The 24,766-nt window shown below is 39.5% G+C and carries 18 protein-coding genes and 1 pseudogene; 7 read left to right on the top strand and 12 right to left on the bottom strand.

What is annotated here, in order from left to right; translation table 11 throughout:
• The first annotated feature begins 6 nt into the window (after nt 1–6).
• The 4 genes from IPH84_08225 to rodA all read left to right on the top strand — a co-directional run bounded on the left by IPH84_08225 (nt 7) and on the right by rodA (nt 4,405).
• Nucleotides 7–486 (top strand): hypothetical protein, encoded by a 480-nt coding sequence (locus tag IPH84_08225; protein MBK7173206.1) that lies wholly within the window; start codon nt 7–9, stop codon nt 484–486.
• The gene (locus IPH84_08220) at nt 483–1,199 is read left to right on the top strand and encodes a YdcF family protein (GenBank protein MBK7173205.1); all 717 of its coding nucleotides are present in this window, start codon (nt 483–485) and stop codon (nt 1,197–1,199) included. Before IPH84_08225 ends, IPH84_08220 begins: the two co-directional genes overlap by 4 nt.
• A gap of 138 nt (nt 1,200–1,337) precedes the next feature.
• Nucleotides 1,338–3,149, top strand: coding sequence for a penicillin-binding protein 2 (gene mrdA / locus IPH84_08215; GenBank protein MBK7173204.1), 1,812 nt, complete (start codon nt 1,338–1,340; stop codon nt 3,147–3,149).
• Nucleotides 3,150–3,187: 38 nt separating this feature from the next.
• On the top strand, nt 3,188–4,405 hold the full coding sequence (gene rodA, locus IPH84_08210) for a rod shape-determining protein RodA (GenBank protein MBK7173203.1): 1,218 nt from the start codon (nt 3,188–3,190) through the stop codon (nt 4,403–4,405).
• A 184-nt stretch (nt 4,406–4,589) separates the two neighbouring features.
• Here the strand turns inward: rodA and IPH84_08205 are convergent, their stop codons facing one another.
• From IPH84_08205 to IPH84_08180, 6 genes are all read right to left on the bottom strand, one after another.
• Nucleotides 4,590–6,701, bottom strand: a complete 2,112-nt coding sequence (locus IPH84_08205; GenBank protein MBK7173202.1) for a peptidylprolyl isomerase — start codon at nt 6,699–6,701, stop codon at nt 4,590–4,592.
• 227 nt (nt 6,702–6,928) lie between these two features.
• On the bottom strand, nt 6,929–8,140 hold the full coding sequence (locus tag IPH84_08200) for an HlyC/CorC family transporter (GenBank protein MBK7173201.1): 1,212 nt from the start codon (nt 8,138–8,140) through the stop codon (nt 6,929–6,931).
• A gap of 156 nt (nt 8,141–8,296) precedes the next feature.
• Nucleotides 8,297–8,812: an LPS export ABC transporter periplasmic protein LptC gene (gene lptC / locus IPH84_08195; GenBank protein ID MBK7173200.1), complete on the bottom strand. Its 516-nt coding sequence runs from the start codon at nt 8,810–8,812 to the stop codon at nt 8,297–8,299.
• Nucleotides 8,813–8,897: 85 nt separating this feature from the next.
• Entirely contained in the window at nt 8,898–10,229 is a 1,332-nt protein-coding gene (locus IPH84_08190; protein ID MBK7173199.1) for a tetratricopeptide repeat protein, read from the bottom strand.
• A 23-nt stretch (nt 10,230–10,252) separates the two neighbouring features.
• The gene (locus tag IPH84_08185) at nt 10,253–11,536 is read right to left on the bottom strand and encodes a hypothetical protein (protein ID MBK7173198.1); all 1,284 of its coding nucleotides are present in this window, start codon (nt 11,534–11,536) and stop codon (nt 10,253–10,255) included.
• Nucleotides 11,517–12,266, bottom strand: a complete 750-nt coding sequence (locus IPH84_08180) for a type III pantothenate kinase (protein MBK7173197.1) — start codon at nt 12,264–12,266, stop codon at nt 11,517–11,519. Before IPH84_08180 ends, IPH84_08185 begins: the two co-directional genes overlap by 20 nt.
• A gap of 223 nt (nt 12,267–12,489) precedes the next feature.
• Here IPH84_08180 and IPH84_08175 point away from each other — a divergent pair, with 223 nt between their 5' ends.
• Nucleotides 12,490–14,097 carry a S41 family peptidase gene (locus tag IPH84_08175; protein ID MBK7173196.1) on the top strand — a complete coding sequence of 536 codons (1,608 nt, stop codon included), beginning with the start codon at nt 12,490–12,492 and terminating at the stop codon, nt 14,095–14,097.
• A gap of 12 nt (nt 14,098–14,109) precedes the next feature.
• Nucleotides 14,110–14,631, top strand: a complete 522-nt coding sequence (locus IPH84_08170) for a dihydrofolate reductase (protein MBK7173195.1) — start codon at nt 14,110–14,112, stop codon at nt 14,629–14,631.
• Here the strand turns inward: IPH84_08170 and IPH84_08165 are convergent.
• The 5 genes from IPH84_08165 to IPH84_08145 all read right to left on the bottom strand — a co-directional run bounded on the left by IPH84_08165 (nt 14,623) and on the right by IPH84_08145 (nt 20,223).
• Nucleotides 14,623–17,355: an exo-alpha-sialidase gene (locus tag IPH84_08165; GenBank protein MBK7173194.1), complete on the bottom strand. Its 2,733-nt coding sequence runs from the start codon at nt 17,353–17,355 to the stop codon at nt 14,623–14,625. The two genes, IPH84_08170 and IPH84_08165, sit on opposite strands and share 9 nt — an antisense overlap.
• A gap of 108 nt (nt 17,356–17,463) precedes the next feature.
• Nucleotides 17,464–18,204: a tRNA pseudouridine(55) synthase TruB gene (truB, locus tag IPH84_08160; protein ID MBK7173193.1), complete on the bottom strand. Its 741-nt coding sequence runs from the start codon at nt 18,202–18,204 to the stop codon at nt 17,464–17,466.
• A 50-nt stretch (nt 18,205–18,254) separates the two neighbouring features.
• Nucleotides 18,255–19,034, bottom strand: coding sequence for an undecaprenyl-diphosphate phosphatase (locus IPH84_08155; GenBank protein ID MBK7173192.1), 780 nt, complete (start codon nt 19,032–19,034; stop codon nt 18,255–18,257).
• 1 nt (nt 19,035) lies between these two features.
• Nucleotides 19,036–19,317: a DUF3098 domain-containing protein gene (locus IPH84_08150; GenBank protein ID MBK7173191.1), complete on the bottom strand. Its 282-nt coding sequence runs from the start codon at nt 19,315–19,317 to the stop codon at nt 19,036–19,038.
• 30 nt (nt 19,318–19,347) lie between these two features.
• The gene (locus IPH84_08145; GenBank protein ID MBK7173190.1) at nt 19,348–20,223 is read right to left on the bottom strand and encodes a cell division protein FtsX; all 876 of its coding nucleotides are present in this window, start codon (nt 20,221–20,223) and stop codon (nt 19,348–19,350) included.
• Nucleotides 20,224–20,457: 234 nt separating this feature from the next.
• On the opposite strand from IPH84_08145, the gene IPH84_08140 reads away from it, so the two are divergent.
• The gene (locus IPH84_08140) at nt 20,458–23,241 is read left to right on the top strand and encodes a leucine--tRNA ligase (GenBank protein ID MBK7173189.1); all 2,784 of its coding nucleotides are present in this window, start codon (nt 20,458–20,460) and stop codon (nt 23,239–23,241) included.
• An 840-nt stretch (nt 23,242–24,081) separates the two neighbouring features.
• On the opposite strand, the pseudogene IPH84_08135 reads toward IPH84_08140, so the two are convergent.
• Nucleotides 24,082–24,383 (bottom strand): annotated as a pseudogene (locus IPH84_08135) (GxxExxY protein).
• Nucleotides 24,384–24,766 lie beyond the last annotated feature (383 nt).

The following is a 24,766-nucleotide window of genomic DNA, read 5'->3' as shown; positions in this document are numbered from 1 at the left end:
AACTATATGCTTAAAAAATATGTCTTCATCCTTGCGCTTTTTGTTCTAGTATTACCTTTTTCTTCAGTATCCCAGCAAATCACTTCATTTGATGACCTGATGGCTACCCTGAAAAACGGAAAAAAAGTTACCGCTGTTTTCCAGTATTCAAAATTCAAGTTGATCAGTGATAATGAAGAACAGGAAAAAGTGCCCGATGCAATTGGAGGCATGCAGCTTTCCACATGGGAGTTTTTTGCACCCAACGCTGTTAAAAACAAGGAAGCGTTCGTTGTTTTCTCAGAAAGTAAACTGATAAAGAATCCTAAAGGAGAAGGCATGGTTTACAATTATGTTAAAGTAAGGGTATCAGCTGATCAGAAAGTAAAGGTAACCGCTCAATATTTGCAGGCCAATTCACTTGAAGTAAAGATGGATGAGAATTTTTTCGGCACAATCAATGATGGAAAAAATGATGGAGGCTTGACTTTGTTTGTCTCTGAATGAAAAAAAAGATCCATTTGTTTTACAGAATTCTCAAAGTCCTGATGTATTCAGCAGGGTTGATATTTCTTTTAGCCATAATCCTTGCCTTTACAACCCTTCCTTTTCACGCCAGGCATTGGCTGGGAACCCACAAGGGTATTATTGCTAGTGAACCATCAGCTATCATCCTAATGGGAGGGGCTGGTATGCCAAGTGAAGACGGTTTACTGAGAAGCTATTTTACTGCAATTCTAGCTCAGAAATACCCTATGTCAAAGATTATCATTGCATTACCCGGTGATAGTGCAGACGATCTTGACTCACCCCTTCAATTTAAAAAAGAACTCAACTTACGAGGTGTGGAAAACAATAGAATTCAATTTGAAAATATTGGAAGGAATACACGCCAGCAAGCCATGAAAATAGGTGAAATCTTATTGGACAAAAAGAAACCTATTGCGATTGTTACCTCCCCTGAACATATGTATCGTGCCATTCTTTCCTTTGAGAAAGTTGGATTTACGGTTGTGAAGGGATTCCCGACATACACTATTTCCATCGATGAGAAGAACCTTTTCTTTAATGATATGGATCTGAAAGGAACGCAAGGCCTTCCCCCCATTGGGCATAATAAACAAATAAGGTATCAATTCTGGAATCATTTAATCTATGAAGTCCAGGTGGCTAGAGAAGCTGCCGCACTCTTATATTATAAACTCAGATCCTGGATTTAGACGGAGTAATTAATCCAATTTTGATTGTTCTTAACTTTCTATAACAGTCTTCTGATCCTTTATAAAGTATTGTGTGAAAAATGTATTTTTGTTTATTCGGGTATGCCCTTCCAATTTACTTTATCTAACTGATTCTCAATGGCCAGTCGTATTTATGCCGATCGAAAAATCGTGATTGTTACGACATTCATAGTTATTGGATTCATTTATATTTTGCGCCTGTTTTACATTCAGATTGTTGACCGGAGTTATACCCTTTCTGCAAATAACAATGTACTCAGGTATGTTACTCAATTCCCTGCACGAGGCCTGATCTATGACAGAAACGGCAAACTGATCGTTTATAATGAAGCAGTTTATGATCTGATGGTAATTCCTAACCAGGTCAAAAATATTGATACAGCAGAAATTTGTCGCCTTCTTGAGATTGAAAAGCAAGGTTTCATTGATCGCATGAAGAAAGCAAGGGATTATTCTCCCCACCTTGCAACTGCTTTCGAAAAGCAAATCTCAAAAGAAACCTATGGTTATATTGAAGAAAAGCTTTACCGCTTCCAGGGCTTCTTTGTTCAACCGAGGACTTTACGAAAATATCCGATGGCTATAGGAGCTCATATCATGGGATATATTGGGGAAGTAACTCAGAAGCAAATTGAGAAAGATCCTTATTACAGGCAGGGAGACTATATAGGTATAAGTGGTATTGAAAGATCATATGAAGATGAATTGCGAGGGGTAAAGGGATTGAAAATTCGGATGGTGGATGTATTTAACAGAGATGTGGGTAGTTTCGAGAACGGAAAATATGACACCGCTGCAGTGATGGGGAATGACCTTTACACTGGTCTTGATGCTGAATTACAGGCCTATGGGGAGTTGCTTATGCAGAATAAGAGAGGAAGTGTTGTTGCGATAGAACCTAAAACCGGAGAAATCCTTTGTTTTCTATCCAGCCCTGGATATGATCCGAATCTGCTTGTTGGAAGGGTGAGAGGTAAGAATTTTGACCTTCTGAATAAAGATCCCATTAAGCCTTTACTCAATCGTGCAATTGCAGGAACTTATCCACCAGGATCCACTTTTAAGATGGCAAACGATCTTATTGGCCTACAGGAAGGAGTTATCACCTCTGCAACACGATTTTCCTGCCAGGGACCAGGCTCCTCACCGATACGATGTACTCATAATCACCAAAGTCCCCTTGATGTTTATACAGCTATTCAGCAATCCTGTAATCCATTCCATTGGCAGGTTTTCAGGGCATTGATGAATGACCAGGATTATGGTTCAGTAAAAGAGCGATATAATGTATGGAGGAACCATCTTTTGAGCATGGGATTTGGCAGGTCTCTTGAATCTGACTTACCTTATGAAGTAAAAGGTATTCTCCCTACTGCTGAATTCTTTGATAAGATTTATGGTGCCGGTCATTGGAATGCAATGACGGTTCGATCACTTTCTATTGGTCAGGGGGAAATCACAGTGACACCATTGCAGCTGGTTAATTATTCAGCCATGGTGGCCAACCGGGGATGGTTTTATCCTCCTCATATTGTTCGGGCATTAGGAACAGAAAAGAACCTGACCGATTTTACAAAAAAAAGAAATATCATCAGCATACAACCTGAGTATGTGGATGTTGTCAGAAAAGGGATGGAGGAAGTTGTTGAAATGGGTACAGCCAGGGCATACAAAATGGACAGCATCCCTATGGCAGGGAAAACAGGTACAGCAGATAACCCTCACGGTAAACCTCATTCAGTATTCATTGGATTTGCTCCCCTGGATAATCCAAAGATTGCTATTTGTGTGATTGTGGAGAATGCCGGATTTGGATCTACCTATGCAGCACCTATTGCTTCACTAATGATTGAAAAGTACGTAAAAAGGAAAATCACAAGGAAAGACCTTGAGGATCGGATATTAAACATGAACCTTCTTAACAATTGAAAGAGGAAAAAGGAATCTTACGTAATATTGACAAGCCTATGCTGTTCATTTACCTGCTATTGGTGATTACAGGATGGGTAAACATATATGCCGCGGTATATAACGACCAGCACGCGAGTATTTTTGACCTTTCACAAGCCTATGGTAAACAGGCTCTATGGATAGTCACAGCCCTTGGATTGGCTTTAATGGTTATGCTCACTGATGTTAAGTTCTTCCCTGCCTTTGCATACATCATTTATGGATCTACAATCCTATTGCTTATTGCGGTTCTTGTTTTAGGGAAGGAAATTTCCGGTTCAAAATCATGGTTTCAAATTGGCAGCTTTGCCCTTCAACCTGCCGAATTCGCCAAATTTGCTACAACACTGGCTATTGCAAGGTATCTCAGCACCCTCGACTTTGACAAGCAGCGACCTAAGTCTAAAATAATACCGTTGATTTTGATTGGTGTTCCTGCATTACTTATACTCCTTCAAAATGATACGGGCTCTGCAATTGTTTACACATCACTGGTTCTGGTACTCTATCGTCAAGGCCTTTCCGGTGTTATTCTGCTCATTGGTGTAGCAACAGCCATGTTGTCGATTGTGACCTTGATGTTCGACAGGTATTGGGTCATTGGAATCCTGGCTGTGATTATTGCAGCTATGATGCTATTTATCAGGCGCAACAGAAAAAACATCATGACACTTATCGGAATATTCATTATTGCTGCAGCTTTTACTTTTGCGCTGGATTATGCATTTGAGAATATTCTGGAACCTCATCAGAAAACACGTATCAACGTTCTTTTGGGAAAAGAGATTGATTTAAAGGGAGCCGGTTACAATGTAAATCAATCAAAAATTGCGATAGGTTCAGGGGGATTAGTAGGAAAAGGATTTCTTAAAGGCACTCAAACAAAATTTAATTTTGTGCCGGAACAAAGTACTGACTTTATATTTTGCACTGTAGGTGAGGAATGGGGGTTTCTTGGAGCCCTATTTGTGATCTCCCTTTATATTTATCTCTGTGTCAGGATTATTCTTTTGGCGGAACGACAGCGATCCGATTTCAGCAGAATATATGGCTATGGTGTTGCCTCCATATTGTTCTTTCATTTCTTTGTAAATATTGGAATGACTATCGGCCTCATGCCTGTTGTAGGCATCCCTCTCCCCTTCTACAGCTATGGAGGATCTTCCCTTTGGGCTTTTACTATCCTGGTATTTATCTTTATTAAGCAGGATGCAAATCGGCTTCAGCTAGTCTAAAACTACCGTTCAGAAAACTTAAACCCGAGCTTCCATTTCGATAAACAGGAGTGACTTACTGTATATTTATTTGCTTCAGGGTTACATATTTCATCAAAACGATCCAGCAAAGAGACTTTATATGGATATAAAAAGAAAGGCTGACAGAAGAACTGCCAGCCTTGCTTTTGACCAATCAAGTATCCTAGTAGAATAGTATCCTATTATCTTTAATATCTGCCTTTTCCTGCAGAATATTCATCACCTGATAGATTCTGGACTGGAAGTTCATGGCAATTTGACGTTTTTGGTTTTCAAATTCCTTCGTTGCCGGAGCTTCTTTCATTCCATCAAAGATCAAAATATATACAGCCTGTTCACCCTGAATTGGTGCCGACATCTGACCTTTCTTCATGGAAAAGAGACTTCCGACAACCTTAGGCTCATGACCAAATCCAGGGATATTTGCACTTGCAAAGGAAACCTCAACAGTGTCAATTTTTACCTTATATTCCTGGATAATAGTATTAATGTCTTTTAGTTTGGCAAACTGATTATTAATCTTTTTGGTGATTAATTCCGCTTTCTTTTCGCGGATTACCAGTGGTTTAATCGATTCTTTGAGAACATCAAGAGGAACAGGACCTTTTTCCACAACTGTTTTAACAGCAGCAATCACATAGAGTCCTTCTGTATCAAACACATTTGATACTGTTCCTTTTTTAGTATCTTCATTAAAAGCCCAGCGAACAATTTCACGTGCACGATCCACTCCAGGTAATTTGTCAGCCATTGCATCGGTACGGTCAGAAGTGCGAAGTTCCAATCCTTTATCCTTGATAGCTTTATCAAACTTTTCAATTGTATTGTTATCAGCTGCAAAAAGGCTGGCTTCATTGTAGATTTTTTCAATGGTTTTTGCACTGGCTTCTATCCGGCGATCAACACTGGCTACCCTGATTTTTGTCTCAGGGTCTTTTTTACCGGTAATTTTAATAATATGATAGCCAAACTGTGTTTCAACCTTGACAATATCACCCACTGAGCCTTTAATTACTGCATCATTAAATGCAGGAACCATTGCACCGTCAACAAACCAACCAAGGTCACCACTTTGTTTCTTAGCTGTTTCATCATCTGAATTATTGGCAGCAATTGTTTCAAACAAAGCCGGATTCTTTTTCACCATGGCCAGGATGCTATCCGACTCTTTAACAGCAGCTTCTTTGGAGCGTTTTGCAGTCTCTATAGGAGTACCTGCATATGAGATCAGGATGTGACTGGCTTTCAATGAATCAGGTCTTGCTTGTTTATCTACAACCCTGAATATTCTAAGCATACCATTATCCTCGAATGGTTCCATTACGATACCGATAGGTAAACTAAAGAGCAATGAGTCAATATAAGGTGAAAAAGAGCCACGCTTTTTCCAGGTGCTGTCATATCGGGTATCCGAATTAGCGTTAACAAAACCAGGGACATCAGTAACAGCTCCAAATTCTTCGTAGAGCATTTTTATGTCACTCTTGATTTTCATCATGTCCTCTTCTGATGGTTTTGGGTCAAAAAGAACATATTCCAGATCACGGACAGGTTTATCCTGGACATAACGGAAGCTGTTTTCCTTGTAATATTTTTCATAATCAGCATCAGTAACCGTTACCGTGCTATCAGAAACAATCTGATATCGCACACCTGTCAGACGGACCTGGGCCATTTTGTTGGTTTCATCATAATTACGACTGGCGAAAGCAGTAGGAACATAAAACCCTTTGATAAGCAGATTATTGAATTTGTTAGTCAAACGATCTTCTTTGATAGCTTTTTCCATGGATAAATACCGAGCCTTCATAGCAGGTTCAACATTATCCAGATTCTGGAGGAAGTTATCTACAGCCTTTTGATCAAACTTACCGGTGTTTGGATCTGTAAAACTCTGTAATATATATGAGTGAGGGTTTTTACCCCTGATAAGGTCACTCAGTTCTTCTTTAGTAACAGAGATCCCCAGTTTCTCATATTGTTTATTCATTATGACCTCATTCAGAACTTGTTGCCAGGTTCCCTGACGGATCTGGAACGCCTCATCAGCAGTAAGGTTTTGCTTGCCAGTGTTAGCTTTCTGAATTTCAATATTGTCTTCAACCTTCTTGTTGAACTCCATAGCAGAAACCTTCTCTCCGGCTATAGTTCCAATGGTCGTAGTCTGCTTGGTCCTTTTCCTTGAAAAATCACTTAGAACAAAGAGTAGAAGTGCAACACCAATAATGGCGACAAGTAACCAATAATGTTTACGAATTTCTCCGATAATAGCCATTTGTATTTTTTTATAGTTTTTGAAAAAGAGGTGCAAATTTACAATAAATCTGGAAGTTGAAAAATATATTTGATATTTAAGTGAATTAAAGGAGTATTAAAATATTTATGAATGAAGGAATTAGATGTTTTGCCATGGTAACAGGAAATATTTATAGGATAAAATGGTTCTATATCCTGAATATTGTATCCAGATAGGTAAACCCGTCTGATTCAAAATTGGGAAAGCTATCTGGAAATAAGATTCAACTGTACTTTTTCTATCCGTGTTTCTGTGGCTTCGAGAATTGTAAAAGTTAAATCCAGAATACTTATTTGTTCTCCGACTGAAGGTATACTTTGGTGATAATGTATAATTAAACCAGCCAAAGTTTCATATTCAGCAGATTCCGGTAATTCGAGGGAGTATTCTTTATTAAGATAATCTATCTCAAGTCTTCCGGCAAAAATGAACTCATTGGGATCATTTTGTTTCTCAGTGAATTCTTCCAGGTCAAATTCATCTTCAATTTCTCCAAAAATTTCTTCAATAAGGTCTTCTGTGGTGACCATACCAGCTGTCCCCCCAAATTCATCAACAATAACGGCGACACTTTTTCTTTGTTCTATCAGCATATTCAATACTTTGCTGGCAGTAATAGTTTCCGGAACCAGCAGAACAGGTTTAGCAACTTGTTTAATTGTAGCTGGTTTGGAGAAAAGGTCATATAAATGGACATACCCTATAATATGATCGACTGTACCCTGGTATACTAATATTTTCGAATGGTCAGATTCAAGGAATATTGAGTGTAATTCCTGTATTGAATCCATTTCATCTGCAGCCACAATCTCATTTCGGGGAACCATACATTCCCGAACCTTCGTGACATGAAAATCCATAACATTCTGAATCATCTGGATTTCTTGCTCACCTTCCTGCTGATCTGTTTGAGGCGAATAAAAATCCCTGATATATTCATCCAGGTCAAGTGCGGTAAATTGATATCCCTGAATCCCTGTTTTTATTCCTACCAGGTGTTTAAGTATAAATTCAGAGATCCCGATAAAAAGGTAAATCAATGGATATAACAATAGGTAGAGTAAATATGCCGGAACAGCGAATAAGTTTAACAGGGCATTGGGATTAATCCTAAAAAGTACTTTGGGGAGAAATTCAGCCAGAATCAGGATTATTAATGTTGAGAGAATGGTTTGCAGCAGCAGTATGGTTGCCTCTGAATGAAAAAATGGGGGCAGATAAGCAAGCAGAAAAGCATCAAGTAATGATGCCATTGCAATTCCGTAGATGACCAAAGCAACATTGTTTCCAAGTAGCATAGCACCAATAAAACCGGAGGGTTTCTGCATGAAACCGGAGAGGACTTTTGCTGATACAAAGCCCTTACTTTTGTCTAATTCAATTTTTAACTTATTGGCACTCACGAATGCTATCTCCATTCCTGAAAAGAATGCAGAAAAAACGAGTGTTAAGATGATTGTAAGACCTAAATCCATGAATGGTTTAAAAATGGCAGGACTTCATTCCTGATATTCATTATCAAATATAAGGGAATATTTACTTATGATGCGATACAGGTTGGATAACCGTATTGATTAGCGCTGCTCCTTAACATAGAAAGTCCCTGAAACATTCCTCACTACCCAATTATCAAATACCTCGTCTGACTCCATGCTTTTTCCTGTGATAATTTTTTCCGGTGTAGAAATCTTAACAAACTGATCAGAAAACATTTTCCTTTTATTCTCATCCCAGGTCAGATGTTCTGTATTTAATTGAGCATGCTTTGCATAATTTTTCACTACAACATCTCCTTTTGCCTCCATGATCTTCTTATTATCCCAACTGATCCCATATTTCGCTGTTAATTCGGATTTAGGCCTCATCAACGAATCAAAAAAAACAATCCTGATTCCTTCAGGAAACTCAGTATATGGATCTTTCCCCTGATAAGATTGAAGTTTAGGGGCAATCATTTCTAAGGTAATTATACCCCCTTCACTCTGCTTCACTTTAATCTTTTTAACTGTAATATCCGGGATTGAATCCAGTGTGGTAAGTTCTTTTACTTTTTCAATGTCATTACTGCATGAAAAAAGCATTGTTGCCATGATGATGACAACAATGCAGGTAAAAGAAATCTTTTTAATAATAACGGGACTACGATTGCCCATTGCAGAAGGAAGATATAATTGTTTAATGAGCAGCCCTTACTGTTGTAACTTCGTTAATCCAGCAGCCAACGGTATAGCTTTCGCCCAACTTAATATCGTGGAAGAATAATCTCTCTTGTGAAGGAAAATGCCTGGAATAAGTGGCAATTTTAGAGTTTGCATCATCAGCAACAGTGGGATCAACTTGTTTTGCCCTATTATACTTATCCACTGCTGCCCAATAGGCTGCTCTTTCACTAATTTCATCGGAACCGCAACTGGCTGCACTACTGGCGTACATATCCCCAATCAGCATATATGATTTCCCATCATTAGGATTGATTGCCAATGTTTTAAGTGCATAAGAACGTGCAGCACTAAAACTTTTCCGGTCAAAGTTCAGAATCGCCAAATAATAGTAAACTTTTGCTTTCTGCGTGTCCTCAATCAAAGGAATAGCTTCAAGGAAATAACTTTCCGCCTTGGTGTTGTCTTCCTTTTTCCAATACATCATACCCATGAGGTATGCAGACTGACCTGTTGGTTTGATTTTGTGCAGGGTTTCGGTAGCCTGGAAGAAAAGTTCTGACTTGGTGCAATCTTTCTTATCCAGTATCCTGGTGATTTTCTTCAATAAATTGGTATCCTCTGGTGATTTCTCAAACTTTTTGGTATAGATCCTGATTAATTGATCACAGGTGGCATAAGGTTCAAAAATTGTTTCAAGGGTGGCTTTAACATTGTTCCAGGAAGCAAACTTGACAGAATCAGCTTTATTTTCAGTCATATTCATATCGACCAGATCACTCAGGTCGTCATAAGCTGATGCCAAAGTGTCGCTTGGATACCTGCCCCCTTTCACCAGCATATCGGTGATGATAAAATAGCTGGATGTAATGAGTGGATCAGAATTCAGTCCTTCCAGACTAATTGATTGGCGAAGGTAATTGTAGATTATAAGTGTATCCTGAGGACGGAAATTGTTAAGTTCCATTGCCTGACGGCCACGAACATACCCTTCTTTGCCAAAATAGGTGATCCTTTGATCATAAACCATCATCAAAGTATCAATGAGTTTATTTCTTTGAGCAGCATCTTTGGCTTTCCCAATCATATACCCGACAATTTTAGAACCATCGATATAAAGATTCTGGCTGGCCAATGGGCAGTTTGCAAATACCCATCTCCAATGCGGAATAGCATCATCGAAGTTTTTTTGCTTATAGAATTCCCGATAGAGTGAAAGATGCGTAACACATTGCACACTATCATTTCCATACTTAGGCATTTTACCACCCTGTTGCGCAAACAACTGACTTCCAGCAAGTAATGCAAAAGCAAGGAAGACCAGAACTATTAAACTACCCTTTTTCATTTTGTGTGGATTTTGATAAAAATCTAATCGTACTTTCTTTTGAGGAACCATTTTTCGAACATTGAGGCTCCAACTGTAAACCTGAAGTAATTTTCCTTGATCAACTGGTTATCGGTAGTACCGAAAGTTCCTAGTTCAATTGCCAGGTTCACGGTTGAACGGGATTTCTTCATAGGCAATCCTATTCCAAAACTTATGCCAAAATCATTCAACCTGGTATTCCGCAGTTCGAGGTTACTTTGTTCGAACTTAAATCCCATTCTGTAATTGATTCTATTGTAGTATTTCCCGATATCGAGGGGTGAAGGTTTATATTGACCGCCAACAGAAATCCTTAAACTATTCTTGAGTAAACCAGAAGAACCCAGAAAACTGAAATCTTCCCATTTCTGGTATTGTATATCTGCAGTAGCCAACCATCGATTTTGCTTTGCAAGTGAAAATCCACCTCCAATACTTAATGGAATCCCGATGCTGCCGGACTTCCCTGATTCAAATACTGCTGTATCAGTAGTAACATCCAGGTTGGATGTATAATTATGAAAATAACTTACCGCAAGGAAGTCGTAAGTTGTACCCAATGACTGATTAGGGCTGAAAGTCAATCCTGCAGTAAGTGATGTTCCGTTTTTCAAAATATCGTGGTATTGTAAGCCGAACTCCAGGTGCAGATTCCTTACAATAGTTGAATTGATTAATTTGGAGCCGAAAATATAGGTTGAATCCGGAAAACTGACAGAACGCTCTTTATCAAGAGTACCAAAGATATAGGAGAGGTTCACTCCTACTGAAAGATTCTTAAACGGCTGGAATGCATTCCCGATATATGCCCTGTTTAATCCACCATTTCCTGAATAACTGTATTCTACCTTACCAAACCCTGACAATACACTATCAATCCCGATTTTGTATCCCATCACTGAATAAGGGAGAACACCAAGGCTGGATTTCCACCAGCGTGTTATTGGAAATCCCATGGTAATATAGGCAAGACCGGCATCATTCAGCTTCTCTGAGGCTGCTGAAGTCTTTAATGTTACCGCATTTGCAAACATAGCCGCATCGAAAATGAAGCTTGTACTATCAAAAGAAGTATAGGAAGCCGGATTATATGGATTAACAAACAAGGGGCTCCGGACACCAATAGCAGATCCTCCCATTGCCATATAATAACTGTTGCTATTAGAATACAATTTCCCAATTCCATACCTGGAATAAGGCGTATTCCCTGTTTGTGACAACAGTACAAATGGCATTAATCCAATGGCAAATGAAAGGATTAATTTTTTATAGTTCTTGATTCTCAAGGTTATAGTTGAGTAAAATGTTGAGTCCAAAAAGGACCAAATTTGGGGCTGCAAAGGTCTTAATTTTTAATTGTTTATCAAAATAATTCTGATCTCCTCCGGTTAAAATAATATTCAAGTCTGGAAATTGCTCCAAGTAACTGTTTATCATGCCTTCAACCTCATGGACAACGCCATTTAAAACACCGGAATGAATACATTGAAGGGTTGAATTTCCAATCAATGGAACATTATCCTGATCCATCTCTAATAACGGAAGGCGTTGAGTAAAAGTATGCAGAGCCTTATAACGCATCGCAATACCCGGTGCAATTGAACCACCAAGATATTCACCATAAGAATTCATCAGGTCGAATGTAATTGCAGTGCCAGTATCCACAACCAATACATCCTGCCCTGGGAATAATTCTCTTGCAGCGGCCATTCCAGCCAACCTGTCATTTCCCAGAGTTAAGGGAGTGGAGTATTTATTTACGAATGGCAACATGACTGAATTATCCAGAAACATCAATTTGCAATTCGTAATCACTTTGGCATAGATTGCCTGCTTAGTCTCACCAACTGATGAGATCATACATGCATGTATATCCGGGTAGTTTTGAAATATCTTATTTAATTGTTCATAATCGGAACCTGGTAAACGGATAAAATCCTGAAGTTGCCCGTTTTCAAAAAGAGCTACTTTAGTGAGGGTATTACCCATATCCACAACCAGATTTCCTTTACTCATTCAGTGAAGGACTTTAAATTAATAACCACTTATGAATCTGTCTTAAAAACGTTGTCCACAAAAGTAGAAAAATGATCTTACCTTTCAGAGTTGGATTTGACTTAGTCACTGTTGTTTAACTCTATTTAACAAGTGCTGACATTATACAACACTGATTTTGTATAGTTTTGTATTCATTATGGCACATATGTTTTAGCCATGATTTTAACTTAATTATTCACTGATGCAAGGAAACCGTCGTCCCTATATTTATCTTCCAATAGCATTTGCACTTGTACTCATTGTCGGAATTGTCCTGGGTTACTACCTGGTGAGAGTATCTTTCTCATTGCAACACCCGTTGGTCAAGTTGGGCAGTAGCAAGAATACACTTAATGAACTCATTCATTTTATTGATCAGAATTATGTTGATACCATTAATCCGGAGAACCTGCAGAGAGAGGCAATTGATGGGATGTTGATGAGCCTGGATCCTCATTCCCAGTATATTTCTGCATCTGATTTTCATGACGCCAATGATCCTCTGCTAGGTAACTTTGATGGCATTGGTGTTCAATTCAGGATTGAAAGAGATACGGTTATGGTTATAAATACAGTACCTGGCGGACCTTCGGAGAAACTGGGCTTATTGGCAGGTGACAGGATTATAAAAGTGAATGATACAGCTATTTCGAATATCAAGATTACAAATGAGATGGTGATGAAAAAGCTGAAAGGCCCCAAAGGCACAAAGGTTAAAGTTACTATTTTCAGAAGGGGACTTCACAAGCCTATAGATTTTACTATTACAAGGGCCGCTATTCCCACATGGAGTGTGGACATTTCCTATAAAGTAAAATCAGATATTGGATATATCAAACTGAGCAAGTTCAGTGCCACAACACATGAGGAATTAGTCAAAGCCATGCAGGATCTGAAAAAATCAGGGGTCAGGAAACTTGTCCTTGATCTGAGGGGAAACTCCGGAGGATACCTGAATGAAGCCATTGCCGTTGCCGATGAATTTCTTCCTGCCGGTAAAATTATTGTTTATACCCAGGGATTGCATCGTCCAAAACAAACAGCCAGTTCTTCTTCTGAAGGGGAATGGGATGATTTGCCTGTAACAGTATTGATTGATGAAGGATCAGCTTCAGCGAGTGAAATTGTGGCAGGTGCAATCCAGGACAATGATCGGGGGACAATTATTGGGCGTCGGTCATTTGGGAAAGGACTTGTACAGGAACAGATCAATCTTTCTGATGGTTCTGCTCTGCGCTTAACAGTGGCGCGATATTATACACCTACCGGAAGATGCATTCAAAAGCCATATACTAACGGAACCGAAGACTATTATATGGAGTACTATCATCGTTATGAAGATGGAGAACTTGAAAATGCTGATAGTGTAAAGCTGGTTGATTCTCTCAAATATAAAACTCCAGCCGGTAAAACAGTTTATGGCGGTGGAGGAATTATGCCTGATGTTTTTATTCCCCTTGAAAGAAGACCTGAATTCAAATTCTACAATGAATCCTTCAACAAAGGTATACTGTACCAATTTGCTTTTGATTATACTGACCTTCACAGACAGGAGTTCAAACGTTTCAAAGAGGTGAATTCCTTTGATAGTGGGTTTGTCATTTCAGAAGCAGTATATAAGGAATTCATCAGTTTCGCTGAAAAAAACGGCATCAAACCCACCCAGAGTGAAATTGTGACTTCGTCAGGGAAAATCCGTGAACTTATGAAAGCTTTCATAGCACGAAACCTCTTTGATGACAAGGGATTCTATCCTATTTATCTCCGATCAGATAACGGATTTGCAAAAGCCATTGGTTCATTCAAATAATTGAATGCCGCGATGAGAAGAGTGCAGTATTTCGTTGCTTGTAGTCTGGATGGTTTTATCGCAACTGAAAAAGATGATATCAGCTGGCTATTTACTGATGCTGATTACGGTTACGAGGAATTCTATGAATCCATCGACGCTACCTTAACTGGCCGTAAGACCTTCGATATTATTAAAGGGTTTGAAGAATTCCCATATTCGGGAAAAAAGAATTACGTTTTCAGCAGGGATCAGCATCCTGAACCTCATCCTGAAATTAAATATATTCATGAGGATATTATTCCTTTTGTTCAGGAGTTGAAAAATAGTCAAGGAAAAAACATATGGTTGGTTGGGGGTGGAGAGATCGCAGCGATATTGGAAAATGCCGGGCTGATCGATGATTACATTATTTCCATTCACCCAATTATTCTTGGTAAAGGAAAACCATTATTCGCGAAAGTGGATCAATTGAGGCATCTGAAACTCAATGAATGCATCAGTTATCCTTCAGGCCTTGTACAAGTTCGTTATTCAAAGGTTAATCTACCATAATAAAACCTTACCTGAATATTTCCGGACACCATTCTGATTAATTTCAACAACAAATGCTCCCCTCATTGAAGGTGTCATCTCCAGATTATATCCATTGGTAAGCTCAGGGATTTCCGTCTCAAACATTTTTATTCCACTCAAAGTATAAATACAAACTGAAAAAGGCTTTGAGGAAACAGGATTCTGAATGATTAAGCTGTGTTTCCCGCCATCACTATATACATTCCAGGAAGTCGCTAATTGCTGGTTGACACCCGTTGTTACATCATATGAAAATGTAGTGGTAAAAAGTCCTCTTCCATGGCTTGCTGCAAGAACAGTTAAATCGGATTTTCTTAAGTTCAGCATATCTACCCTTACATTGGCCATTCCATTGATTTGAGGCTGCCAGTAAACAATCTCTTTCTGCAAACTACTTGTGGTCCAAACACCTAACTCTGTAGCGATCATAGCCTGGTTAGGATTTTGGGGATGATAAATTACCCATCGAACCGGCATATCCGGCAAATCACCTTCCACCTCTCTCCAGTCAGTTCCCCCATTGCAGGTTTGCCAGATTGAAGAGACTCCATAGTTACTGAATGTGACTAGCAGAGTATCTTCTGAACCCCCGATTTCGATACAGGAGATGTTAGCCGGGGGGAAATCAGGGCTTCCAATTTCGGTTGACAGAGGAGATGCCTGCGCATTTTCAAGCTTAAAGAGTCGGCCGGAGACAGTTCCAAGAAAAATCCTGGTATTCCCAGCTGTTGAATAAGGTGAAACTTTCACAGCGGAATAGTAGGCCGTAGTTGAGGTCCCGGTATTAATGAAGCTATATCCGCTAGTAGGAATATTAGCTACCCTGAGTATTGTGTTGGCATTTCCTCCCCAAAGATCTACGGCATTAGCATACAAAGTATTCCTGGAATGATGGTAATCAGCTGGACTAATGAATGTTCCACTATAGGCATCAACATAGCCCGCCTGGAAGCCATTATTAAAAATTGTGTATCTATTATAATAATATGATGTAATGGTGAGATTGCTCTCATCCTGATCCCAGAAACAGTAAGCGCCATCTCCACCGGTTACCATATCGTTTATTGATAAAGGAGTTCCCTTATACAATAAAGTGCCATTATCCTGCAAGCCCCCTAAGTATTTTTCGGTTCCGGCTCCCGGATGCATTGCACAAGTATAAAACTGTAATGTGTTAAAGTTCTTGTTTTTTTGACTGAATACTGGTTTGACGGCATTCCCATTATTTGAATAAAAAACACCTCCATCGGTCCCAAAAAGCATTTCGGAAGAAGAGCCCGGCTTATAAGCAATTACATGCTGATCAGCATGAAGATAATTATCTCCTCCACCGTAATACATTAGTGACCAATCAGAAAGTAGCTCCCAACTGGTACCTGAATTTGTAGTGCGGTACATGTCTAATCCGCCTGCATAAACCGTTGAAGGAGTATTAGGGTCGACAGCAATATCCATTGCATGCCAGGCCAGGTTTGCCCAGTCTCCTCCGCCATCAGGTGTATTGATTTGCTGCCAGGTAACCCCTTTATCTGAAGACTTAACTAAATAATATCCTTTATAAACCGGGTTTGTAGTGGGGCTTAGAGTACCAGATGAGATAGCTGCGTAAATAATATTCTGGCTGGATGGTGCAGGTGCCAGAACAACGCGGTAAGGCTGACTATTGAGCGGATCATTTTCAATGATAGTGCGTATATCCGTATATTCTGTCCATGAGCCGGGTGTCCCCAGGTCAGAAAATAAGATGGTACCTCCACCTTTACCTTCAATATTCGCAACTGTGCCAACAAATATTCGGCCATCTGCACCCAATTGCACATCAGCAGGGGCATAAGGAACACTTTCATTTGTAATGTCCGGTAAGACCTGCTGCCAGGAAGCCCCACCATCAGCGGACCGGAATAATCCATCAGACGGTTGACTTTGCCAGATGCTACCTTTATAGGTGCCTGAAACAACACCGGCATATACCACACTATTTCCATTTTCATTCCTGACTATCAGCTTTGTGATGTAAGCAAAATCTGCAGTACTTGCCAGCAAAGAAAATGATTGTCCACCATTTATTGTTTTCCATATCCCCACTCCCCTGCCGGACGATTCCCGATAAGTTATAAGGGCTGTTTGTGATTCTCCTGTTCCCACGTAAAAAGTTGACGGATTATTAGGGTCAGAAGTGATGCAGCTGATTACCATATTTGGCCACATATCACTCACTGGTTGCCACAGAGAAATCTCAGAAGTGATATCGGGGTTATACCATAATCCTCCGGTAACACTGCCTGCCCATACTTTTTTACCGGTTGCATCATTTGGATCCCACATGATTGCCCTGGTTCGTCCACCCATTACAACTGACTTCCCAAGCCATTGCAATTGATAAGCCGTTGATTTTAATTGTTTTTCATTCAGTTTATGAAATGCATTCATTAGCCGTTCTGAAGGAACTCTTCCCAGAGATGGGTCCAGAGTCATGAAGTACTCCTGCAATGCAGCCTGTTCCGGAAGGTCAGGCCTGGACAGTCCTTTAGTACGGCATTCCTTCATTAGTTGTCCAGCTGTTGTATGAAGGAAAGATTCATAGGATACCCTGGATGAAATCCGGTTTCGATCGGCATGATTTAATAAAAAAGCGATTGAAGGAATCAGAATCAGAACCAGGAATGACTTTAGGTTTTGCAGGAGGGAATGATTTGAGTTCATGATATCTAATTATAAAAGACACTCAAAGTTCTGCATTCCTGAAACGAAAACAGCACTTCAACAAAAATAAATCATATCAATCATTAAGGATATAGGATAATCTGGAAATCATTCAGTTATCGATGCTTCCAACTGGCTATCCGGCTGAACCGGCTGTTGGGAAAGTATCAACTCCTTCAATTGATCAACTTCGTATGCATCCTTCAATTCATGAGGCCCAACCCTTGTTCTGCATAAGGCTGACAGATAGGCACCACTCTCTAAAGCGAGTCCAAAATCCCTGGCTACTGATCGAATATAGGTACCCTTGCTGCATACAATCCTGAAGTCAACTTCAGGTAAGGCGATCCGAGTTATTTCAAATAAGGGAATGCTGACCGACCTCGATTTCAGGACAACCTCCTGTTCATTCCTGGCATATTTATAAGCTCTTTTGCCATTAACCTTAATAGCTGAAAAAACCGGAGGTACCTGTTCAATATTACCTGTAAGACTTATAGCTGCTTTACTGATCATTTCTTCAGTAATGTGCTCAATTGGATAAGTCTGATCAATAGGTTTCTCCAGGTCAAAAGATGCAGTGGTAGCGCCTAATGTGAAAGTGCCTGTATATTCCTTGTCAAAATCCTTAAATTCCTCAATTCTTTTGGTAGCGGGACCCGTGCAGAGTATAAGCAAGCCAGTTGCAAGCGGGTCGAGGGTACCGGCATGACCTATTTTGAATTTCTTAATTCCAAGTTCCTTTTTGAAAAAGTATCGGATTGAACCAATTACATCGAAGGAGGTCCATCGATAAGGTTTATTAACCAACAGGATTTCTCCTTTTTCGAAATCGAACAAAATTTGCAGATTAAAGCCAACTCCAACTGAGGACGGCAAGGGTTAATTAATTAGATCTATCAGACTACTTTAAGGTCGATTCCCATTAACAGGAGGACTATTATTACAAGTCCAAGGACGATACGATACCATCCAAAGAGCCTGAATCCATGTTTCTGTAGAAATGTTATAAAAGTTTTAATAGCAATCATTGCCACTACGAAAGCCACCAGGTTTCCAACCAGCAAAAGATCAATATTATCGCTATTAAAATGCTTATAATCTTTGATCAGCTTATAGGCAGAGGCTGCAGCCATTGTAGGAACTGCAAGGAAAAAAGAAAATTCTGCTGCATTTGTCCGGCTTAATTTCTGTTGCATCCCTCCGATAATTGTAGCTGCTGACCTTGAAACACCAGGTACCATAGCTATACATTGCCAGAAACCAATCCAAAGAGCTTTTTTGTAAGTGATTTCCTGATTATCCCCCGGTTTATTGAACCATTTATCTACAAAAAGAAGAAGAATGCCGCCTAATAACAGCATAACTGCCACAACCATTACATTTTCGAGAAGGCTATCAATGAAGTCCCCTGCAAGGAAACCAATTACTGCTGCCGGCAAAAAAGCAATAAACAATTTCTGGTAGAAAGTCCAGCTTTGAAGGAAGCGCTTCCAATACAAGATAACAACAGAGAGAATGGCACCGAATTGAATATTTACAGTGAAAGCCTTGGTGAACTCATCTATTTCCATTCCCAATAAGGCTTCAGTAATTATCATATGGCCGGTAGAGGAGACGGGAAGGAATTCGGTTATTCCTTCGACTATGGCAATAATAATTGCTTCGATCCAGGTCATATTAATCCTTTGGCTTCTTGATGATGGCAAAGATTTCAACAACAAATCCAGCCAGGATAAGAATTGGGGCTAAGGTGAGCCGGCGGAAGTCAAACATGGCATCATTAAATACTTTGGGGTCTTTTGAACCTCCACCTACCATCAGAATGAAACCCAAAGCGATCAATCCAACTCCAATGAGAAGAAGTATATAGTTTTCTTTTCCAAAAGCAAATTCCACAGCTTGTTCATCTGTTTTCTTTTTTGCCGGAGCAGCCTGGGTTGTTCTTACATCTTTTGTCATAATCCCCATATTTAATTACATTGTTAATTTTCAGTGCATATAGAGTGAATCCGATTTCATCCTGAGGAATCTGCGGACTGCAAATAAGGTTGAAAATGCTGACAGGATAATACCTGCCAGAAGAATCATCAGGAAAAAGAGACCAAATTGGTAAGAATCCTGAAGGTTCACTAATTCAGGTATTTTTTGCTGAGCGAGCCATAATGTGCCAACAAGGAGGGCAACAGACAGAATCCCGGCATAAAGTCCATGCAACATGCTTCTAAGTATAAAAGGCCAACGGATAAAAGCTTCCGTTGCTCCCACTAATTGCATACTCCTGATAATAAAACGGCGTGCATATATAGAAAGCCGGATAGTATTGTGGATCAGGATAATAGCAATCAGCAATAATATCAGGCTGAAACCCAATATTACCAATGTTATTTTACTAATATTGGAATTGACTTCATCGATCAGAGACTTCTGGTAAACAACTTCTTTTACAATCCTGTTTGTAATGAGTCTTTTTTCAATCTTTGCAATACTATCCGTATTGGCATATTCCGATTTTAACTGAAGATCAATTGTTGGAGGAAGAGGGTTGTATCCCAGGAATTGAACGAAATCCTCCCCCAAATCCTTTGTAAGTTCTTTTGCTGCTTCGTCCCTGGTGATATAACGGGAAGACTTAACATATCCGGTTTGTTCCAGTCGCTGCCTGAAATTCAATACCATTTCATCATTCACATCTTCCTTGAGCAAGACTGTTATGCTGATATTTTCACGAACATATTCCGAGAGCTTACTGGCATGCAGGATGATAAGTCCCAGCAATCCCAACATATAAAGCACAAGCATTATACTAATAATACTTGTGAAATATGACGCACGCAGCCTTCTGTTCCTGAGTTTATCTTCAGCCATTACATCCTGTAATAAAGTTGACGAAATTAATAAATAATTATGAGCCTGACACTAAAGAGAACTTTCCACTGATGTTAGAATTTGTTAAATAGCATGTTATGAGTGATGGAGTACTTTATCAGGCCTTCGAATAGTGTCTCAAATATCCGATCAATTTCCTACTTTTGCACTCTTTTAAGATGCAAGGCATAAATTTGTAAAGGCTTAATTTGCAACCACTTATAAAACCATAATATGGATTACAATTTCAGGGAAGTAGAGAAAAAATGGCAGAAATACTGGAGTGATCACAAGATATATAAAGCAGAGATTGACAAATCGAAGCAGAAATTCTATGTTTTGGACATGTTTCCTTATCCTTCCGGAGCTGGCCTTCATGTTGGGCATCCACTAGGTTATATAGCATCAGATATTTATAGCAGGTATAAGCGGCTGAAGGGTTTCAATGTTTTGCATCCAATGGGTTATGATGCATATGGACTTCCGGCTGAGCAATATGCAATTCAAACCGGAACTCATCCGGCTATTACGACTGAGAAAAATATTGCCCGTTACAGGGAGCAACTGGACAAAATAGGGTTCTCATTTGATTGGGATCGTGAAGTAAGAACCAGTGACCCGGCTTATTATAAATGGACCCAATGGGTTTTTATCAGACTCTTTGAGTCGTGGTATAATAAAACTACTGACAAAGCTGAAAGCATATCCTCACTGGTTCAAATTTTTACTCAACTTGGAAATCATAATGTTCAAGCTGCATGTAATGAAGTACAGTTATTTACTTCGGATGAATGGAATGCAATGAATGAAACGCAGCAGCAGGGAATCCTGATGAACTATCGAATGGCTTATCTGGCAGAAACTGTTGTAAACTGGTGCCCTGAATTAGGTACCGTGCTGGCAAATGATGAAGTAAGTGAAGGTGCCAGTGTTCGCGGTGGCCACCCTGTTGAAAGAAAAAAAATGAAGCAATGGTTGCTTAGGATCACTGCATATTCGGAAAGACTACTAACCGGCCTGAATACGATTGACTGGAGTGAAAGCCTGAAAGAAATCCAGCGTAATTGGATTGGAAGAAGTGAAGGATGTGAGGCCTTTTTCAAAATCAAAGGCCATGAAGAACTTCTGGAGATTTTCACAACAAGGGCAGATACCATGTTTGGAGTAACTTTTATGGTGCTGGCTCCGGAACATCCATTTGTCGAAAAGATAACAACTTCTGATTTTAAGGAGAGAGTGACTCAATATGTGACCTGGTCGAAGAACCGTTCAGATCGCGAGCGCATGACTGAGGTTAAAAAGGTTAGCGGTGAGTTTACAGGAGCCTATGCCATTAATCCCTTGAATAATAGCGAAATTCCTATTTATATAGCAGATTATGTCCTCATGGGATATGGCACGGGAGCTATCATGGCTGTGCCAGGTCATGATAGCAGGGATTTTGCCTTTGCCCGTCATTTCAATCTCCCGATTGTCCAGGTAGTATGTCCTCATGGACAAGAACCAAGTGACCCATCAACATGGGAAGAATCTTTGGATTCAAAAGAGGGAAGGATGATCAACAGTGGTTTTATTAATGGCATGGATGTGAAGGAAGCAATTCCTGCTACCATCATGAAAGTACAGGAGATGGGCATTGGATATAAAACCATCAATTACCGTTTAAGAGATGCCATATTTAGCAGGCAACGATACTGGGGAGAGCCTTTCCCTGTTTACTACAAGGAAGGAATGCCCTATACAATTTCTGAAGACCAGCTTCCGCTTGAATTACCTGAGGTGGATGCTTACCTGCCAACTGAAAGTGGAGAACCTCCTTTGGCGAGGGCTAAGAACTGGAAAACTTCAGATGGTTATTCTCTTGAAACCAATACTATGCCCGGTTTTGCAGGTTCCAGTGCTTACTACCTGAGATATATGGATCCGGGAAATGAGAAAGAGATTTTTTCGAAGGAAGCAGTTGGCTATTGGAAAGATGTGGATTTATATATCGGAGGCTCGGAACATGCAACCGGGCATCTGCTTTATGCACGTTTCTGGAATAAATTCCTGTTTGACCTGGGGTATTCAATTGTGGAAGAGCCCTTTAAGAAACTGATCAACCAGGGGATGATCCAGGGACGATCTAACTTTGTTTACAGGGTGCAGGGCAGTAATACCTATGTTTCATTCGGGCTGAAGGACAAATATGATTCTCAGCCGATCCATGTTGATGTGAATATTGTGCACAACGATGTTTTGGACACGGCAGCTTTCAAAACCTGGCAACCTCAATTTGAGGATGCTGAATTTATTCTTGAAGACGGGAAGTATGTTTGTGGATGGGAAGTGGAGAAGATGTCGAAATCGAAGCATAATGTTCAAAATCCGGATGATCTGATTGACAAGTATGGAGCTGATACGCTTCGCATGTATGAAATGTTCCTGGGTCCGCTTGAACAATCCAAACCATGGGATACCAATGGCATTGAAGGCGTTTCACGATTTGTAAGAAAATTCTGGAGGCTGTTTCATGATGAGCAGTTGAATTTCAGGGTAAGTGATGAAACTCCCGGTCCTGAAGAGCTAAAAGTTTTGCACAGGACCATCAGGAAAGTTCAGGAAGATATTGAACGTTTCTCTTTCAATACAACGGTAAGTACGTTTATGATCTGCACCAATGAACTGGCAGATCTCAAATGTCACAAAAAGGCTATACTTCAGGATCTCGTGGTATTGATTTCTTCTTTTGCGCCTCATATTGCTGAGGAACTATGGCACTTGCTTGGAAACTCAGGCAGCGTTTGTGATGCTGAATTTCCTGAATTTAATGCAGCTTTTGTGGTGGATAATAGTTTTACCTACCCGGTTTCATTTAATGGCAAGACAAGATTTATGCTGGAACTCCCTGCTGATATGCCGGTTGCTGATGTTGAAAAAGCAGCCCTTGCAGCTCCTGAAGCACAGAAATGGCTTGAAGGTAAGACCCCCAGAAAAGTAATTGTGGTTCCCAAAAAGATTGTGAACGTCGTAGTATAAAAGGCGCTCTCTTTAATCCTTCTGTGTTTTTCTATTGTGTCCTATGTGTTTAAACCTGGGATTATAGACCAATCTTGAACCACAATAGGCACAGTAGAACACAATAGGGATTCTCTATAATTGACAAAGATGTTCATTATATCCTATTGTGCATTTCTATTGTGCGCTATGTGCCTATGTGTTGAATTCTGGCAATGATAGACCAATTTTGAACCACAATAGGCACAGTAGAACACAGTAGGGATTCCCTTTAATTGACAAAGATGCTCATTATATCCTATTGTGTTTTTCTATTGTGTCCTATGTGCCTATGTGTTTAAACCTGGGATTATAGACCAATATTGAACCACAATAGGCACAGTAGAACACAGTAGGGATTCCCTTTAATTGACAAAGATGCTCATTATATCCTATTGTGTTGTTCTGCCTTAAACCTGTTTAGATCAATATTGAACCACAATAGGCACAGTAGAACACAGGGGACCCTTTAATGCAAAGATGCTCATTATATCCTATTGTGTTTTTCTATTGTGTCCTATCTGCCTATGTGTTTAAACCTGGGATTATAGACCAATCTTGAACCACAATAGGCACAGTAGAACACAATAGGGATTCCCTATAATTGACAAAGATGTTCATTATATCCTATTGTGTTTTTCTATTGTGTCCTGTGCCCTGTGTTTAAACTGTTTAGACCAATGAACCACAATAGGCACAGTAGAACACAGTAGGGACTTTAGAAGCTTACCTATAGTGCCTTTCTATTGTAACTTAGAATTTGGTTCACTTTGATCACATCAGTATTATTGTTAATGACCTTTGACTCTATTTTAATTCATCTTATCCTTTGGGAAGTTTTGCAAACAGCTCTGTGACAATAGTCTTTTGACCTTCCCTGAATATATTTACACAATTGAAGTTAATTAGTATGCCTTTGGGTTTATTCAATAGTTTAAGATAGGTTAATAACTGTGCTTCATGAATGGGAAGAATACAATCAATAGCTTTAAGTTCAACAATAATTAAATCATCTACCAGAAGATCAAATCTCAGATCACTTTCAAGTTGTAAACCCTGAAAAAACAAAGGACTCTTTGCTGACGACTTACCACATGACCATTACTCTTAAGTATATGCGCCATACATTTTTCATATACACTCTCCAATAATCCAGGGCCTAATTCTTTATGAACATCAATTGCGGATCCAATAATTTCTGGTTAATCCATTGATAATGCTTTGATTCATTGCTTAATATTTTAATGATTAATAATTAAAAGAGGTAATAATATCAACTATTGTGCCTTTCTATTGTGTTTTATATGTTTAATTCTTGCTCTTCAGGGAGGTTTTTGAACCACAATTGACACAATTGGGCACATTAGGAATTTCTAAAAGGTTTCTATTGTGTCTTGCCTGTTAAACCTGGGATTATAGACCAATTTGAACCACAATAGGCACAGTAACACAAAGGATTCCCATAATTGACAAAGATGTCTAAACCTTGGTGCTTTCTATTGTGACC

Source organism: Bacteroidales bacterium (assembly GCA_016707785.1).
GTDB lineage: Bacteria > Bacteroidota > Bacteroidia > Bacteroidales > UBA4417 > UBA4417.
Note: the sequence above shows the minus strand (reverse complement) of the source record. Positions and strands in the feature narration are given on the sequence as shown.

What these genes read in the sequence shown, in the direction of transcription:
- IPH84_08225 (MBK7173206.1), top strand. Translation starts at nt 7, where the DNA reads ATGCTTAAAAAATATGTCTTCATCCTTGCGCTTTTTGTTCTAGTATTA.
- IPH84_08220 (MBK7173205.1), top strand. Translation starts at nt 483, where the DNA reads ATGAAAAAAAAGATCCATTTGTTTTACAGAATTCTCAAAGTCCTGATG.
- mrdA (MBK7173204.1), top strand. Translation starts at nt 1,338, where the DNA reads ATGGCCAGTCGTATTTATGCCGATCGAAAAATCGTGATTGTTACGACA.
- rodA (MBK7173203.1), top strand. Translation starts at nt 3,188, where the DNA reads ATGCTGTTCATTTACCTGCTATTGGTGATTACAGGATGGGTAAACATA.
- IPH84_08205 (MBK7173202.1), bottom strand. Translation starts at nt 6,701, where the DNA reads ATGGCTATTATCGGAGAAATTCGTAAACATTATTGGTTACTTGTCGCC.
- IPH84_08200 (MBK7173201.1), bottom strand. Translation starts at nt 8,140, where the DNA reads ATGGAGATAGCATTCGTGAGTGCCAATAAGTTAAAAATTGAATTAGAC.
- lptC (MBK7173200.1), bottom strand. Translation starts at nt 8,812, where the DNA reads ATGGCAACAATGCTTTTTTCATGCAGTAATGACATTGAAAAAGTAAAA.
- IPH84_08190 (MBK7173199.1), bottom strand. Translation starts at nt 10,229, where the DNA reads ATGAAAAAGGGTAGTTTAATAGTTCTGGTCTTCCTTGCTTTTGCATTA.
- IPH84_08180 (MBK7173197.1), bottom strand. Translation starts at nt 12,266, where the DNA reads ATGAGTAAAGGAAATCTGGTTGTGGATATGGGTAATACCCTCACTAAA.
- IPH84_08175 (MBK7173196.1), top strand. Translation starts at nt 12,490, where the DNA reads ATGCAAGGAAACCGTCGTCCCTATATTTATCTTCCAATAGCATTTGCA.
- IPH84_08170 (MBK7173195.1), top strand. Translation starts at nt 14,110, where the DNA reads ATGAGAAGAGTGCAGTATTTCGTTGCTTGTAGTCTGGATGGTTTTATC.
- IPH84_08165 (MBK7173194.1), bottom strand. Translation starts at nt 17,355, where the DNA reads ATGAACTCAAATCATTCCCTCCTGCAAAACCTAAAGTCATTCCTGGTT.
- IPH84_08155 (MBK7173192.1), bottom strand. Translation starts at nt 19,034, where the DNA reads ATGACCTGGATCGAAGCAATTATTATTGCCATAGTCGAAGGAATAACC.
- IPH84_08150 (MBK7173191.1), bottom strand. Translation starts at nt 19,317, where the DNA reads ATGACAAAAGATGTAAGAACAACCCAGGCTGCTCCGGCAAAAAAGAAA.
- IPH84_08145 (MBK7173190.1), bottom strand. Translation starts at nt 20,223, where the DNA reads ATGGCTGAAGATAAACTCAGGAACAGAAGGCTGCGTGCGTCATATTTC.
- IPH84_08140 (MBK7173189.1), top strand. Translation starts at nt 20,458, where the DNA reads ATGGATTACAATTTCAGGGAAGTAGAGAAAAAATGGCAGAAATACTGG.